A 17,325-nucleotide genomic window follows, 5' to 3' on the forward strand; every position below is an offset into this window, starting at 1 on the left:
AGGCGGTGCGGTCGGGGGTGAGTGTCGCGCCGCGTTCGGTGTCGGTGATCGGTGCGGCGGATTCGGTGTCGAGGGCGGTTGAGGTAGCCGCGGGCGGGTGCGGGGCCGGCGAGGTAGAGCTCGCCGACCACGCCGGCGGGGACGGGATGCAGGCGGGTGTCGAGGATCAAGGCTTGCATGCCGGGTAGTGGGGTGCCGATGGTGGGCCGGTCCCCCGCGTTCAGGGCCCGGGTGGCGGTGGCGAGGATGGTGGTTTCGGTGGGTCCGTAGAGGATGCGGAATTCGCGGGTGCCGCGGCGGTCGGTGCCTGCCCAGCGTTTGACGAGTTCGGCGGGGACTTCTTCGCCGCCGGACAGCACCAGTTGCAGGTCGTCGAGTCCGGTGGGGTCGACGGAGGCGAGGGCGGCGGGGGTGACGAAGGCGTGGGTGACGTGCTGGGTGCGCAGCAGGTCGGCGAGGTCCTCGCCGCCGTAGGTTCCGGTGGGTGCGATGACGAGGGTGGCGGCGCCGGCGGTGGCGAACAGGATCTCCATCAGTGCGGCGTCGAAGGACGGTGAGGCGAAGTGCAGGAATCGGGAGCCGGGTTCGATGTGGTAGTCGGCGCGTTGGGTGGCGATGAGGTCGGCGATGCCGGTGTGGGTGACGGCGACGCCTTTGGGGCGTCCGGTGGATCCGGAGGTGAAGACCACGTAGGCGGTGTCGGTGGCGCGCAGCGGCCGCAGCCGGTCGTGGTCGTCGAGGGGGCTGTCGGGGCGGGTGTGCAGGTGTGCGGTGGTTTCGGGTGCGTCGAGGATGATCCAGTCGGCGGTGTCGGGTAGTGCGGGGCGTGCGGTGGTGACGGTGATGCCCAGTGCGGCAGCCGAATCGGTGATCATGTGGTCGATGCGGTGGGCCGGGTAGGCGGGGTCGACGGGGACGTAGGTGGCGCCGGTTTTCACCACGGCCCACCAGATGAGCACGGATTCGGCGGAGCGGGGCGCGGCGGCCAGGACGGGGATTTCGGGTCCGGCGCCGTGTTCGATGAGCAGCCGGGCCAGGCGGTTGGAGCGCTGGTCGAGTTCGGTGTAGGTGAGGCCGGTGTCGCCGGTGCGGACGGCGAGGCCGTCGGGGTTGCGGCGCACGGCGTCGGCGAATACGTCGGGCAGCAGTGGTGATTCGGGGGTGGGTGCGGTGCGTGGGCCGATGCTGGTGAGCAGGGCGTGGTGTTCGCGGGGGTGCAGCCAGTCGATGTCGCCGACGGGTGTGTCGGGGCTGGTGGCGACGGTGTCGAGGATCCGCAGCAGTCGCTGGACGAAGCTGGTGACGGTGTCGGGGTCGAACAGGTCGCGGGCGTACATCATCATGCCGGACAGGCCTTGGGCGGCACCGGTTTCGGTGCTGGTGTCGGAGATGACGAGCTGGAGGTCGAATTGGCTTGTGCCGGTGTCGACGTCGGCGCGGGAGACGGCGACGTCGGGCAGGGCGATGTCGATGGCGCCGGTGTTCTGGAAGGCGAGCACCACTTGGAACAGGGGGTGCGCGGCGGTGGTGCGGTGCGGGTTGAGTTCTTCGACGATGCGTTCGAAGGGGACGTCGGCGTGGTCGAGGGCGTGCAGGTCGGTGTCGCGGGTGCGGGCCAGCAGTTGGGTGAACGGTTCGCTGCGGTCGATGGGTGTGCGCAGGGCGAGGGTGTTGACGAACATGCCGACGAGGTCGTCGAGGCCGGGTTCGCCGCGGCCGGCGACGGGGGTGCCGATGACGATGTCGTCGGTGTCGGCGAGCCGCCCGAGCAGCACTGCGAGTGCGGCGTGGACGACCATGAACAGGGAGGTGCCGTGGTCGCGGGCCACTGTCTGCAGTTGCCGGTGCAGGGGTGCGGGGATGTCGAGGGGGACGCGGCCGCCGGTGAGGGTGGCGACGGTGGGGCGGGGCCGGTCGGTGGGCAGGTCGAGCAGGTCGGGTACCCGGTCGAGGGTGGTGCGCCAGTAGTCGAGCTGGGTGGACATCAGCGAGGTGGGGTCGTCGGCGGCGCCGAGGATGCGGCGTTGCCACAGCGCGAAGTCGGCGTACTGCACCGGCAGGGGCTGCCACTGCGGGGGTTGTCCGGTGTGGCGGGCGGCGTAGGCGGTCATGACGTCGCGGGCCAGCGGGCCCATGGATTGTCCGTCGCCGGCGATGTGGTGCACGACCAGGACGAGCATGTACTGACCGGTGTCGTCGGTGTCGGTGGTGATGTCGAACAGGGCGACGCGGATCGGTACCTGGGTGGCGACGTCGAAGCCGCGGCGCACGAATTCGGTAAGCAGATGTGGGAGGGTGTCGCGGGCGGGGTGGCCGGTTTCGAGGGTGATCGGTGCCCGGTCGAGGATGAGCTGGCGTGGTTCGCCGTCGGTTTCGGGGTAGATGGTGCGCAGTACTTCGTGGCGGGCGATGACGTCGTCGAGGGCGGCGCTCAGTGCGGTGGTGTCGAGGCGCCCGGACAGGTGCAGCATGACGGGGATGTTGTAGGCGGCCGATTCGGGTTCGAACCGGTTGAGGAACCACATGCGTTGCTGGGCCAGCGACAGCGGCAGCGGTTCGGGGCGCTCCCCTGCGGTGAGCGGGAGGCGGGCGGTGCCGTGCAGGGTGCGGGCGCGGCGGGCGAGGGCGGCGACGGTGGGTTCTTCGAAGATGGTGCGCACGGGGATGCGCACGTCGAGGGCGGCGCCGATGCGGGCGGCGACGAGGGCGGCGCTGAGCGAGTCGCCGCCGAGGGCGAAGAAGTCGTCGTCGGCGCCGACGTGTTCGGCGTCGAGGACCTGTTCGTAGGCGCGGGCGACGACGTCTTCCTGCCAGGTGGTGGGTGCGCGGAAGGCGCGGGCGCTGGCGGGTGGCCGGGGTAGTCGGTCGCGGTCGAGTTTGCCGGTCGGGGTGAGCGGCACCTCGTCGAGGATCATGACGGCGGCGGGCACCATGTAGGGCGGAAGTGCCTGGGCGAGTGCGGTTTTCAGGTCGGTGTCGGAGAGGGTGGCGCCGGCGGCGGGGGTCACGTAGGACACGAGGGTGGTGGGGCGGCCGTCGTCGGTGCGTGGGACGGTGACGGCGAAGGCGACGCCGGGGTGGGCGGCGAGGGCGGCGTCGATTTCGGCGAGTTCGATGCGGTAGCCGCGGACTTTGACCTGGAAGTCGTTGCGTCCCACGAATTCCAGGTCGCCGCCGGTGGTGCGGCGCACGATGTCGCCGGTGCGGTACATGCGGGTGCCGGGTGCGCCGAACGGGCAGGCGACGAATCGGGTCGCGGTCAGTGCGGTGCGGTCTTTGTAGCCGTCGGCGAGTCCGGGGCCGAGCAGGTACAGCTCCCCCGCGACGCCGTGCGGGACGGGCCGCAGCCAGGTGTCGAGGACGGTGGTGGTGACGGGGCCGGCGGGGGCGCCGATGGTGATCGGTGCGCCCGGGGTCAGCGGTGCGCTCGCGGTGGCCCAGATGGTGGATTCGGTGGGTCCGTAGAGGTTGACCATGGTGCGTCCGGGTGCCCACCGGTCGACCAGTTCGGGGCCGACGGGTTCGCCGGCGGTGGCCAGTACCCGCAGGGTGTCGACGTGGTCGCCGGGGATCGTCGCCAGCGCCGACGGTGTCAGCACGGCGTGCGAGATGTGTTCGCGCTGAATCAGTTTCGCCAGTTCGGGCCCGCCGTACACGTCGGGCGGGGAGACGACGAGCCGGCCGCCCGCGCCGTGGGCCAGGAGCAGTTCGAAGATCGAGGCGTCGAAGCTGGGTGAGGCGACCTGCAGCACCGCGGAGTCGGCGGTGACGCCGAGGATGCGCTGCTGGGCGGCGACGAGGTCGGTGAGGCCGCGGTGGGTGACGAGCACGCCTTTGGGTGTTCCGGTGGATCCGGAGGTGTAGATGAGGTAGGCGGTGCGGTCGGGGGTGAGTGTCGCGCCGCGTTCGGTGTCGGTGATCGGTGCGGCGGATTCGGTGTCGAGGGCGTGGACGGTGTCGGGGTCGTCGAGGACGAGCCGGTCGATGTGCCGGTGCGGGTGGATCGTGCCGGTGTCGGCGTTGCCGGTGTGGGTGATGCCGAGGGTGGCGCCGGAGTCGTCGAGCAGGAAGGCGATGCGGTCGGCGGGCAGGCGGGGGTCGATGGGCACGAACGCGGCGCCGGTTTTCGCGGCTGCCCACACGGTGACGACGGCGTCGAGGGAGCGTGGCAGGGCGCTGGCGAGCACGGTGTGCGGGGTGAGGCCGCGGTGCAGCAGCAGCCGGGCCAGCCGGTTGGATCGCTGGTCGAGGTCGCGGTAGGTGAGGGTGTCGGTGCCGCAGGTGGCGGCGACGGCGTCGGGGTGGGTGGCGGCGGTGGCGGTGAGGATGTCGTCGAAGGTTCGCGGCCGGCGGTGCGCGCGGGCCGGGTGGACGGGTTCGGTGTCGTCGGCGGCGGTGAGCCGTGCCAGCGGGGTGGCCGGGTCGTCGGCGATGTGGTGCAGGAGTGCGACGAACCGGTCGAGGATCCACTGTGCGCGGTGGGTGTCGAATTCGTCGTCGAGGTAGCGCAGGGTGATGCGCAGTCCCGGTGCCGCGGCCGGGTCGGTGTGGGTGGTGTCGGTGTGTGCGGTGTCGTCGGATTCGGGGGCGACGACGAGGCTGAGCGGGTAGGGGGTGGCGTCGACGCCGGTGATGTCGTCGATGTGCAGGCCCGCGGCGTCGACGAGGTGCTGCAGGGCGGGCCGGTCGACGGGGAAGGACTGGAAGGCGACGGCGGTGTCGAACAGGGCTGTCATTCCGAGGGCGCGGTGGATGTCTGCCAGTCCGATGTGGTGGTGGTCGAGCATGCGGGCCTGGTGTTGCTGGATGCGGGTCAGCAGCTGCTCGACGGTGTGGGTGGGGTCGAGGGGCACGCGCACGGGGACGGTGTTGAGGAACATGCCGAGGGTGCGGTCGACCTGCGGGAGTTCGGGGGGCCGGCCGGAGACGGCTGATCCGAAGATCACGTCGGTGTCGCCGGTCAGTTCGCGCAGGGTCAGCGCCCATGCCGCGGCGACGGCGGTGTTGACGGTGACGGCCGCGTCGGCGGCGACGCGGCGCAGGTCGGCGGCCCGGTGGGCGGGTAGCAGGGTGTCGATTTCGCCGGCGGAGGTGTCGCGGTGGGCGGCGTCGGCGCGGGCGACGCGGGTGGGTGATTCGACGTCGGCGTATTCGTCGGTCCAGGCGGCGGTGGAGGCGGCGAGGTCTTGGCGGTGCAGCCAGGCCAGGTAGTCGCGGTAGCTGGGTGCGGGTTCGGCGGTGTCGATGTGGGCGGGGGTGCTGTAGTCGGCGAGCAGTTCGCTCATCAGCAGCGGCATGGACCAGCCGTCGAGGATCACGTGGTGGTTGGTGACGAGCAGCCGGTAGCGGTCGGGGCGCACGGTGATCAGGGTGAATCGGATCAGCGGCGGCGCCGACAGGTCGAACCCTTCGGCGGCGTCGTCGGCGGCGACCTGATCGAGGCCGGCGTTGTCGGCGCCGGAGGTGAGGTCGATGTGCCGGAAGCGGACGGGGGCGTGGCCGAGCACGATCTGGCAGGGTCCGGCGCTGGTGTCGGTGAAGGCGGCGCGCAGGATGTCGTGGCGGTCGACGAGGGCTTGGGCGGCGCGGCGCAGGCGTTCGGCGTCGACGGTGCCGGTGAAGCCGATCGCGGTTTGCACGGTGTAGTTGTCGCCGGCGCCGGGGTTGTAGGTGGAGTGGAATCGGATTCCGGCCTGCATCGGCGACAGCGGCCACACGTCGGCCAGGTCCGGGTAGCGGTGGTCGAGCCGTTCGACGTCGGCGGCGGTCAGCTCGACCAGCGGGAAGTCCGATGGGCGCGGGGGGCGGCCTTCGGCGCGGTGGGCCGGTTCACGGGTCGGCGACGGGTCGGCGGCGACGGTGCCGCCGACCAGTTCCGCCAGTGCGGCAACGGTTTTGGCTTCGAAGACGTCGCGCGGGGTGAGGGTGAGCCCGGCCGAGCGGGCCAATGCCACCAGCCGCATGGATACGATGCTGTCGCCGCCGAGGGTGAAGAAGTTGCTGTCGGCGTACACGGTGTCCAGGTGCAGGACTTCGGCGAACAGTTTCGCCATGAGCTGTTCGTCGGCGGTGGCCGGCGCCCGTCCGGCGGTCTCCTCGGATCGGAAGTCCAGTTCGCGCAACGCTTTCCGGTCGATCTTGCCGACCGGGGTGCGGGGCATGTCCGCCAGTTCCACGATGGCGGCGGGGTTCATGTAGTGGGCCAGTTCGCGTTCCAGGTCGGTGTGCAGCGCGGCCGGGTCGAGGGTGGCCCCCGGTGCGGCGACGACGTAGGACACCAGCACGGGTTCGCCGGCGGGTCCGGGGCGGTCGACGGTGGCGGCGACGGCCACGGTGTCGTGGCGGGCCAGGCGGGCGTCGATCTCCCCCGGTTCGATGCGCAGGCCGTGGATTTTGACCTGCTGGTCGCTGCGGCCCAGGTATTCCAGTTGCGGTCCGCGGGAGGTGTGCAGCCAGCGCACGCTGTCACCGGTGCGGTAGATCCGTTCTCCGCGAGCCGATTCCGGGTCGGCGACGAAGCGGGCCGCGGTGGTGGCGGGTCGGTCGAGGTAGCCGCGGGCCAGGGCGGGGCCGCGCACATACAGTTCGCCGGCGACGCCGGCGGGGACCGGCCGCAGCCACATGTCGCGCACGGTCACCGACAGTCCGGGGATCGGGGTGCCGATGGTGACGGGTTGCCCGGGTGTGAGGGCGTCGGATCCGGTGGCCCACACGGTGCATTCGGTGGGGCCGTAGTGGTTCATCAGCCGCCGCCCGGGCGCCCAGCGGGTGACGAGGTCGGCTGCGGTGGCCTCCCCGACGACCGCGATCGTCGTCAGTGCGGGCAGCTGCGCGGGGTCCATCGTGTTGAGCACCGACGGGGTGATGATGGCATGGGTCACCCGTTGGGCGCGCAGCAGTTCCTCGAGTGCGGCGCCGCCGTAGACGTCGGGCGGTGCGATCACCAGGCAGGCGCCGTGGCCGTGGGCGAGCAGCAGTTCCGACAGGCAGGCGTCGAATCCCGGTGAGGCGACCTGCAAGACGGCCGAGGTGGTGTTCACGCCGAACGCGTCGGCGTGGGCGGCGGCCAGGCCGGCGAGGCCGCGGTGGGTCAGGTGCACGGCTTTGGGGGTTCCGGTCGATCCGGAGGTGTAGATCAGGTAGGCGGCGTGGTCGAGCCGCAGCTCGTCGGGCGCGGCGGTGGTGTCGGGTTCGGCGGGCAGGTCGGTGTCGGCGAGGGTCCAGTCGACGGTGGCGGGAAGCCCCTGTGTGAGGGCGCGGGTGGTGACGCCGAGGGCGGCGCCCGAATCGGCGAGCAGTTCGGCGAGGCGTTCGCCGGGGTTGGCCGGATCCAGTGGCAGGAACGCCGCGCCGGTTTCGGCGACCGCCCAGATCGCGACGGCCAGCTCGATCGAACGCGGAACGACCACGGCGACAACGGTTTCCGGGCGTGCGCCGCGGGTGAGTAGCCGTTGCGCGAGCCGGTGCGCCCGCGCGGCGAGTGCCCGATAGGTGAGCGTGGTGGTTCCCGACCGCACGGCCACCGCGTCCGGGTGGGTGCGGGCGGTGTCGGTGAGGATGTCGCGCAGGGTGCGTCCGGCCGGTGCACTGCGTGGCGCCGGAATCAGTTCGGCGAGTTCGGCATTCGCGCAGGGGCTGATGGCGGCGACGGTGGCGGTGGGGTCGGCGGCGATCTGGTCGAGGATCCGTTCGTAGCGGTCGAGCAGGATGCGGGCGGTGTCGATGTCGAGCCGGTCGCAGGAGAAGCGCAACATCACGGTGTGGGTGGCGGAGGTGGCCGAATCCGGGTCGCCGGCGCGGCCGGGCCGCGGCGGGGTCACCTGCAGGCTCAGCGGATACGGGGTGGCGTCGTGGGCGTCGACGTCGACGAGCCGCAGTCCGGCCTCGCGCAGATTGTGGGTCAGCTGTTCGCGGTCGAGCGGATAGGACTCGAGCACGGTCACCGTGTCGAACATGTCGGCGAATCCGGTGGCGCGTTGCAGTTCGGCCAGCCCGAGATGGCGGTGGTCGAGGGTGGCGGCCTGTTCGGACTGCACCCGGGCCAGCAGGTCGGCGACGGTTTCGGCGGGTTCGAGCCGGACCCGCACGGGCAGGGTGTTGATGAACAGCCCCACCATGCGTTCGACTCCCGGCAGCTGGGGTGGGCGGTCGGAGACGGTGTTGCCGAACACGATGTCGGAGCGGCCGGTCAAGGTGGTCAGCAGCAGCGCCCATGCCACCTGCACGGTGGTGTTGGCGGTGACACCGTAGGCGCGCGACAGGTCGGTGATCGCGGCGGTCGTCTCGGCGGAGAGGTTGCGGCTGACTTCGGCGTTGTCGGCGGGCACGGTCCGGTCCGGGCGCCCGGTCACCAGGGTCGGGCTTTCGATGCCGGCGAGCACACTCTGCCAGGCGGTGATCGCGGCGTCGCGGTCCTGGCTGTGCAGCCAGTGCAGGTAGTCGCGGTAGGTGCCGGCCGGTGCCAGTGCGGCCGGATCGCCGTCCGCGGCGTACACCGTGAGCAGTTCGTGGATCAGCAGCGGCATCGACCAGCCGTCGAGCACGATGTGATGGTTGGTGAGCAGCAGTTCGAATTCGGTTGCGCCGGTGCGGATCAGGTGGAAACGCAGCAGCGGCGGCCGGGCCGGATCGAAGGGGGCCGACGCGGCGTCGATGATGCGGCGTCGTTCGCGGTCGCGTTCCCCGGCGTCGGCGATTTCGGTGAGGTCGCTGTCGTGCCAGTCGGCGCGCACGCCGCTCATCACGATCTGGCGGGGCCCGGCGGCGCTTTCGACGAATGCGGTGCGCAGGCTGTCGTGCCGGTCGATCACCGCTTGTGCCGCGGCCCGCATGCGGGCGGTGTCGACGTTCCCGGCGAGGGTCAGTGTCGCCTGCACGGTGTAGCCGTCGACGCGGTCGGTGTCGTAGACGGCGTGGAACAGCAGACCGGACTGCAGTGCGGTTAGCGGCCACACGTCGGTCATGGTCGGATATTCCAGCTGCCAGCGGTCGATCTCGTCCTGGGTGAGGTCCACGAGCGGGAAATCCGACGGGGTGAAGCCGCCGGCGGTTTCGCCGCGGGCGTGGTCGGCGAGCCCGCGCAGCGCCCGCACCCACAGTCCGGCCAGTTCCTCCACGTCCGCGCTGTTCAGCACGTCGGTGGCGAATTCCCAGGTGGCGTCGAGTTCGAGGCCGTCGGGTCCCGGTTCGGCGATCGCGTTGACATCCAGGACGGCGGGCAGCGCCATCGCCGGGTCGCCGGTCGCGGTGAGGGAGGTGAATTCGGTGGTCGGTGTCCACGGTCCGGACTGTTCGTGGACGCCGACGCGACCGAGGTAGTTGAACGCGATCTGCGGTTCGGCCGCGCCGGCCAGTTCGGCGCCGGCCTCGGCGTCGAGGCAGCGCAGCATCCCGTAGCCGATGCCGTTGCCGGGGATGGCGCGCAACTGTTCCTTGGCTGCCACGATCGCCGCGCCCGCGGCGGGGCCGCCGGCGAACGCGTCGTCGGCGTCGACGCCGCGCAGGTCCAGGCGCACCGGGAAGCGGGTGGTGAACCAGCCGACGGTGGCGCTGAGGTCGGCGCCCGGTACGGCGTGTTCCTCGCGGCCGTGTCCCTCGAGGGAGATCAGTTCGGTGTCCGGGTCGACGCCGCGGCGGCGACGCCACTCCCCCAGTGCGAGCGCCAGCGCCGCCAGCAGCGGGTCGTTGGGTGTGCCGTGGAAGCGGGCGGGGACGGTGGTGAGGATCGCTTCGGACACGTCGGCGGGTACGTGCACCTCGACGCGGCCCGCGGTGGCCGCGGTGTCGTGTGCGGGATCGAGAGGTCGTGTGCCGAGCAGCTTCTCCCCCGGCGCGAGGATGGTCTTCCACAGCTCCAGTTCGCCGGCGCGGCGGCCGGCGGCGTGCTCGGTGAGTCCGTGGCTCCAGCGCCGCACCGAGGTGGTTGCGGGGCCGAAGGCGGGTTCGGCGCCGGCGCTGATCTGCTGCCATGCCCCGGCGAGGTCGGTGAGCAGGATGCGCCACGACACCGCGTCGACGGCGAGGTGGTGGATCACCACCCACATCAGGTCGGGCCCGGTGGTGTCGTCGCTCATCCGCACCAGCTGCACCAGCACACCGTCGGCGGGATCGAGCCGGTCGGCGGCCGCCTGCAACCGGGCGTCGATCTCGGTGGCGTCGCGGCGCGGCAGCCGCACCGATTCGTAGGCGGCCGCGGCGTCGACCGTGCCGGGGGCGGCCACGTCGATGTACCGGTCGGCGGAGTGGGCGCCGCGCAACACCGCGCGCAACATGTCGTGGCGGTCCAGCACCGCCGCCAGCGCGGCCACCAGGTCGGCGTCGTCGACGTGTGGCGGCAGTTCGACGAGGGTGGCCTGCGCGAAGCGGTCGAAGCGGTCGCGCGCGAGCATCGCGTACATGATCGGGGTCAGCGGCATCGGCCCGATCGCGCCGCCGGGCAGTTCGGGCAGCTGCGGGCCGCCGCCGGCGTCGGTGGCGACCGCGGCCAGAGCGGCGACGGTCTTGTGTTCGAACACGTCCTGGGTGGAGAAACTCAGCCCCTCCGCCTTGGCGCGCGCCACGAGTTGAATGGACAGGATGCTGTCGCCGCCGAGGGCGAAGAAGCTGTCGTCGGCGCCGACCGTGGCCACGTCGAGGATTTCGCCGAACAGTTGCGCCACCCGCTGTTCCCGCGGGGTGGACGGCGCCCGCCCCGCGGCCGCGGTACCGAAGGCGGGTGCGGGCAGGGCGGCGCGGTCGAGTTTGCCGAACGCGTTGACCGGCAGGGCGTCCAACGCCATGATCACCGCGGGCACCAGATGCGGCGGCAGCGTGTCGCGGGCGAAGCGTTGCAGGTCCAGCGGGTCGATGTGGCGTCCGCGCACCGGCACCACATAGGAGGCCAGCACGGTGGCGTCGGCGTTGTTGCGCACCGGCACGGTGACGGAGATGTCGACATCGTCGTGGGCGGTGAGCGCGGCGTCGATTTCGCCGGGTTCGATGCGGTAGCCGCGGATCTTGACCTGAAAGTCGGTGCGCCCCAGCAATTCCAGCTCGGGGACGGGTCCGTCGCCGACCCAGCGGGCCATATCGCCGGTGCGGTACATGCGCGCTCCGGGCCCGCCGTGCGGGTCGGCGACGAAGCGGGCCGCGGTTTCGGCGAACCGGTGGCTGTAGCCGCGCGCCACCCCTGGCCCGGCCAGATACAGCTCACCCGGGGTGCCGGTCGGCACCGCTTGCAGGCAGCGGTCGAGCACCATCGCCGAGACCCCGCGGATCGGGCCGCCGACGGTCAGGTCCCCGCCCGGGGTGACCGCGGCGCTGGCGGCGGTGACGGTGGTTTCGGTGGGCCCGTACTCGTTGAACATCGCCGCCGAGCGCGTCCACCGTTCGATCACGTGCGGCGGGCACACGTCACCGCCGACCACGACCACCCGCAGCTCGCTCAGGCGCCGCGGATCCACCGTCGCCAGCATCGCCGGGGTGAGGGTGAGGTGGGTGACGTGCTGGGCGGCCAGCAGGTCGGTCAGTTCGTCGCCGCCGATCACCTCGGGCGGGACGACCAGCAGGGTCGCGCCGTTGGCGAAGCACACCAGGAACTGCTCGAGTGAGGCGTCGAAACTGGGCGAGAGCGCATACGACACCCGCGCGGTGGCGTCCACACCGCAGACCTCGCTGCGGTCGGCGATGAGGTTGGCCAGCCCCGCATGGGTCACCTGCACCCCTTTCGGGATGCCGGTGGATCCGGAGGTGTAGGTGATGTAGGCGAGGTCGTCGGGGCGCAGCGGGCGCAGGCGTTCGCTATCGCCGATCGGGGCGCCGGTGGTGTCGCGGCAGGCGGCCGCGGTGTCCGGATCGTCGAGCACCACCGGCGTGACCGTGTGCGGCAGCCGTCCCCGGTAGGCGTCGACGGTGATGCCGGCCCGGGCGCCGCTGTCGGCGATCATGTGCTCGATGCGTTTGGCCGGATAGTCAGGATCGACCTGCACGATCGCGGCGCCGGATTTGGCGACCGCCCAGGCGGCGACGATCGATTCGACCGAGCGGCGCAGCATGATCGCGACGGTGGTGTCGGGGCCGCAGCCGCGTGTGATCAGTTGGCGGGCCAGCTGTGAGGAGCGGGCGTCGAGTTCACCGTAGGTCACGGTGGCGCCGGGTGTGGAGATCGCGTCGGAGGCGGGGTGGCGCCCGGCGCTGTCGGCCAGGATGTCGGGCAGCAGCCGGGGCGCGACCGCGTCGTCGCCGCGCACGGGCAGCAGCCGCTGCTGTTCGGACGGTGCGAGCAGCGGCAGCCGGTCGATGCGGTATTGCGTTCCGCGGTCGAGGAATTCGTGCAGGAACATCAGGAAGCGGCCGTGGTGGGCGGCGAGTTCGTCGGGCCGGTAGATGTTCGGATTGCCCTGGAAGTCGATGTGGGTGCTGTCGCGGCCGGCGCCGGGATAGATGTTGACGAACAGGTCGGCGGTGGGCCCGGAGGTGAGCACGTGCAACCGGCCGGTGGTGTCGCCGAGGACGACGTCGTTGTCGATCATCATCAGATTCACGGCGGGACCGAAGGAGGCGGTCTCGTCGCGGGCGATGCCCATATCGCGGAAGATGTCTTCCTGCCGGTAGCGCTGGCGGCGCAGCGCGCTGGTCAGCTCGCCCTGTACCGCGTCGATCAGTTCACCGACGCTGCGGGAGCCGACCCGCACGCGCAGCGGCACCACGTTGGCGACCATGCCGCCGGAGCGGCGCAGTATCGCGGAGTGGCGGCCCGACACCGGAAGGCTCAGCAGCACCTCGGTGCTTCCGGTCATGCGGGCCAGGTAGGCGGCGAAGGCGGCGACGACGATCGGGGTGACGCTGGTGCTGCGTTCGGCGACCACGGCATCCAGCAGTGCGGCGGTCTCGGGTGCGAGCGCTTCGCTGACCAGTGCCGGGTGGATGGTGGGTTTGCCGACACGTCCGGCCAGGCTGACCACGGGCGGTGCGTCCGCCAGATGTTCGGTCCAGTATTTGCGGTCGTTGTCGAATCGCGTCGACCCGCGATAGGCCAGGTCCTGTTCGGTGATCTCGGCCAGGTCCTTCGCCGCGGCCGGGGAGGGTTCGGTACCGCGCAGCCACGCGTTGTACAGCTCGGTGATGCGCTGCAGCATCGTCACCGCGGCGAATCCGTCGAGAGCGATGTGGTGGGCGCGCTGGTACCACAGGTAGTGGTTGTCGCCGACCTGGTATATGACGCACACCATGAGGTGGTCGTGCAGCAGATCCAGCGGTGCGGCGTAGTCCTCGGTCATCAGCCGGTGCGCGGTGGCCACCGGGTCGGTGTGACGGCGCAGATCCACCACCGAGATCGGGCCGCCGCGGAAGTGGTCGACGAACTGGCAGGGTTCGCCGTCGACCTCGATCAGATGCAGATGTCCGGACCCGAATTCGAGGCTCGCGGTGCGGCAGGCCTCCATGAGCAGATCGGTATCCAATTCCCCGATGATTTCCACGTATTGCGCCACCGAAATCGGGGATTCGCCCGCGAGGTGCTGGGCGAACCATATTCCGCGCTGCGCCGCGGTGAGCTTGAATACGCCGTCCGGCGCCGGGCGCGGGAATCCGTGCCCCGAAGTGCGTGCGCGTGTTCCGTTGCCTGGTGCCTGGTGACCGCCGAGTGGCGCCGGGCCGATCCGCGGTGACTTCGGTGCCTGTGAATCGCCGCCGAAGTTGCTTTTGAATTGGGTCACCGGTCCTCCATCGGATCTCTTTACTTCGACGCAGTGACACGACGCCGGACCGTTTCCTCGAAACGACGTCGGTCGTATTGCGTGAAGCACGTCGAAATGTGCGCCGCGATTTCTCGAGCGCGACGAACAGCGCCCTCGTCGCCCTGGGCGGATATTCGTCTGGTGGTGCGGCCGGCGGGCGCGAAGGCGGTGGTCACGACGCCCCGACACGTCGCGGCGACCGCCCGCGTGGGCCGTCGGCCCAGGTCAGTCCGCGTGTTTGCAGCGGAGCCGGTGATCGCGCGACCGCCGGTCCGCGGATTCGACGCCGCCCCGGGGTTCGGAGCCGTCACCGTCGCCGTGCCCGCCGCCGCACATCGCGTCGTGCGGGGCGGCGCGGCCCGTATCCGGGCCTGGCGGGGCGGGCGGGTTACCCACATCGTTGGAATTCATCGCGTTCACCGGATCACCTTCTGGCACGTGAAGCACCTCACGGCAGTGTGTCGTAGGTAGATTCGGTGGGCGGGCGCGCCCGGATAAAAAGTAATTTTTTGATAACTACGCAGTTTCCTCGGTACCAGATAGCCGGACTTTCGCCCGCTCGAGCGCAGGAAGAACGAGACACTTCCGGTTGCCGCCCGCGGTTTTCGTGACGGTCGTTATGAAATCGAGCCCCGAGAAGGTCTGAATTTCGGTGTGGTCACCGGCATCAGAAACCACAGAAATCACAACAATCACAAAACTCGAGGCACCACACGGATGTGACCGCCGGCCGCACCGGTGCGGCCGCGCGAGCGCGGGGGCGACCCTCGGACGGCGGCCGGATCCGAAGTGTTCGGAAATTTGGTTCTCAAAACCGCACCTACCGGTTACTTGAATGAGTCATACTTCGGACCGTGTCCACTACGGCGGATTTCGAGCGCATGCTGCGCCGGGCCGCGCTGCGGGTGACGGCCCCGCGGATCGCGGTGCTGACCGCTGTGGCCGACCACCCGCACTCCGACACCGACACCATCCTCGGCCTCGTCCGCGGCACCCTGGGCACGGTCTCCCATCAGGCCGTCTACGACGTGCTGCGGGCGCTGACCGAGGCGGGTCTGCTGCGCCGGATCCAGCCGATGGGCTCGGTCGCCCGCTACGAGACCCGCGTCGGCGACAATCACCACCATCTGGTGTGCCGCTCCTGCGGCGTCATCGCCGATGTGGACTGTTCGGTCGGCGACGCACCGTGTCTGACCGCCGCCGACGACAACGGCTTCGTCCTCGACGAGGCCGAGGTCATCTACTGGGGCCTGTGCCCCTCCTGTTCCCTGCCGACTGCTCGATCGACCCCGTGATCACAGCCCGTTTCACTCACTCGGAAAGGAAAGACCGTGCCTGAGGAACATCCACCTATCGCCGAGGCCAATACCGAACCGCCCGAGAGCGGATGCCCCGTCGTCGGCCGCATGAAGCGACCCGTCGAAGGTGGCGGCAACCGCGACTGGTGGCCGGAACAGCTCAATCTCAAAGTGCTGCAGCACAATCCGGCCGAAATCAATCCCTTCGGCGCGGACTACGACTACGCCGCCGAATTCGCCACCCTGGATCTGGCCGCGGTCAAGGCCGACATCATCGAGGTGATGACGACCTCGCAGGACTGGTGGCCGGCCGATTTCGGCCACTACGGGCCACTGTTCATCCGCATGGCCTGGCATGCGGCCGGCACCTACCGCATCGAGGACGGCCGCGGCGGCGCCGGATCCGGGATGCAGCGCTTCGCCCCGCTCAACAGCTGGCCCGACAACGCCAGCCTGGACAAGGCGCGCCGGCTGCTGTGGCCGGTGAAACAGAAGTACGGCCGCAAACTGTCGTGGGCCGATCTCATCGTCTACACCGGCAACGTCGCCCTCGAGCACATGGGTTTCCAGACCTTCGGCTTCGGCGGCGGCCGCGTCGACGAGTGGGAGCCCGAGGAGGTGTATTGGGGTCCGGAGATGGAATGGCTCGGCGATACCCGCTACTCCGGGCAGCGCGATCTGGAGAACCCGCTCGCGGCCGTGCAGATGGGCCTGATCTACGTCAATCCCGAAGGGCCCAACGGTAATCCGGATCCGCTGGCGGCCGCGATCGACATCCGCGAGACGTTCCGCCGGATGGCGATGAACGATGTGGAAACCGCGGCGCTGATCGTCGGCGGCCACACCTTCGGCAAGACCCACGGCGCCGGCCCCGCCGACAACGTCGGCCCCGAACCGGAAGCCGCGCCGCTCGAGCAGATGGGCCTGGGCTGGAAGAGCTCGTTCGGCACCGGTGTCGGCAAGGACGCGATCACCAGCGGCATCGAGGTGACGTGGACCCCGACCCCGACCCGCTGGGACAACAGCTTCCTCGAAACCCTCTACGGCTACGAATGGGAGCAGACCAAGAGTCCCGCCGGGGCGTGGCAATGGGTGCCGAAGGACGGCGCCGGCGCGGGCACGGTGCCCGACGCCCACGATTCGTCCAAGACCCAGGCCCCGGCGATGCTGACCACCGACCTGTCGCTGCGATTCGACCCCATCTACGGGCCGATCACGCGGCGCTGGCTCGACCATCCCGAGGAACTGGCCGACGAGTTCGCCAAGGCCTGGTACAAGCTGATCCACCGCGATATGGGACCCAAGTCCCGGTATCTGGGTCCGCTGGTGCCGGAGGAGACCCTGTTGTGGCAGGACCCGATCCCGGCCGTCGATCACGACCTGATCGGTGACGCCGAGATCACCACCCTCAAGGCGCGGATCCTCGATTCGGGCCTGACGGTGCCGCAGCTGGTGTCGACGGCCTGGGCGGCGGCGGCCTCGTTCCGCGGCAGCGACAAACGCGGCGGCGCCAACGGCGGCCGGTTGCGGCTGCAACCGCAGAACGGCTGGGAGGTCAACGACCCTGACGAGCTGGCCCAGGTGATCCGCACCCTGGAAGCGATCCAGGAGGCGTTCAACACCGATCAGTCCGGCAACGTGCGTGTCTCGTTCGCCGACGTCGTGGTGCTCGGCGGTGTCGCGGCGATCGAGAAGGCCGCCCGCGACGCCGGTTTCGGGGTGAGCGTCCCGTTCACCCCCGGCCGCACCGACGCCACCCAGGAACAGACCGATGTGGAGTCGTTCTCCGCACTCGAGCCCAAGGCCGACGGTTTCCGCAACTACCTCGGCAAGGGCACCCGGCTGTCGGCGGAGTATCTGCTGGTCGACAAGGCGAACCTGCTGCGGTTGACCCCGCCGGAGATGACCGTGCTCGTGGGCGGTCTGCGGGTGCTCGGCGCCAACTACAAGCAGTCGCCGCTGGGCGTGCTCACCGACAACCCCGGAGTGCTGAGCAACGATTTCTTCGTGAATCTGCTCGACATGAGCACCGAGTGGAAGCCCTCTCCGGCCGACGACGGCACCTACGTCGGCTCGGACCGGGCCACCGGCGAGCAGCGCTGGACCGGCAGCCGCGTCGATCTGGTCTTCGGCTCGAACTCGCAGCTGCGGGCGCTGGCCGAGGTGTATGCCACCGACGACGCCAAGGGCAAGTTCGTCGACGATTTCATCGCCGCCTGGGACAAGGTGATGAACCTGGATCGGTTCGACCTGGCCTGATCCGCCGTCGCCCGGATGCCCCGCGCACCGGCGGTGGCTGTCTCTTATACACA

Annotated in this window: 4 protein-coding genes; 2 read left to right on the forward strand and 2 right to left on the reverse strand. The window is 70.4% G+C overall.

All coding sequences use genetic code 11. The features are described 5' to 3' along the window. Together A5780_RS18210 and A5780_RS18215 are read right to left on the reverse strand one after the other, a co-directional pair. Nucleotides 1-13,694: non-ribosomal peptide synthetase (locus tag A5780_RS18210; protein WP_064909075.1), on the reverse strand; the 13,694-nt coding region annotated here is incomplete at its 3' end. A 246-nt stretch (nucleotides 13,695-13,940) separates the two neighbouring features. Beyond that, nucleotides 13,941-14,135: a hypothetical protein gene (locus A5780_RS18215; protein ID WP_146098563.1), complete on the reverse strand. Its 195-nt coding sequence runs from the start codon at nucleotides 14,133-14,135 to the stop codon at nucleotides 13,941-13,943. Between the two features lie 461 nt (nucleotides 14,136-14,596). Between A5780_RS18215 and A5780_RS18220 the strand changes: the two genes are divergently transcribed. After that, complete coding sequence (locus tag A5780_RS18220; RefSeq protein WP_036525450.1) at nucleotides 14,597-15,010, forward strand: Fur family transcriptional regulator; 414 nt, start codon at nucleotides 14,597-14,599, stop codon at nucleotides 15,008-15,010. A gap of 36 nt (nucleotides 15,011-15,046) precedes the next feature. Next, a complete protein-coding gene (katG, locus tag A5780_RS18225; RefSeq protein ID WP_064909077.1) occupies nucleotides 15,047-17,272 on the forward strand; it encodes a catalase/peroxidase HPI in 2,226 nt (741 codons plus the stop codon). The last annotated feature ends 53 nt before the right edge of the window (nucleotides 17,273-17,325 follow it).

Origin of the sequence: Nocardia sp. 852002-20019_SCH5090214 (assembly GCF_001665865.1) — a bacterium.
Taxonomy (GTDB): Bacteria; Actinomycetota; Actinomycetes; order Mycobacteriales; family Mycobacteriaceae; genus Nocardia; species Nocardia nova.

What these genes read in the sequence shown, in the direction of transcription:
- A5780_RS18220 (WP_036525450.1), top strand. Translation starts at nt 14,597, where the DNA reads ATGCTGCGCCGGGCCGCGCTGCGGGTGACGGCCCCGCGGATCGCGGTG.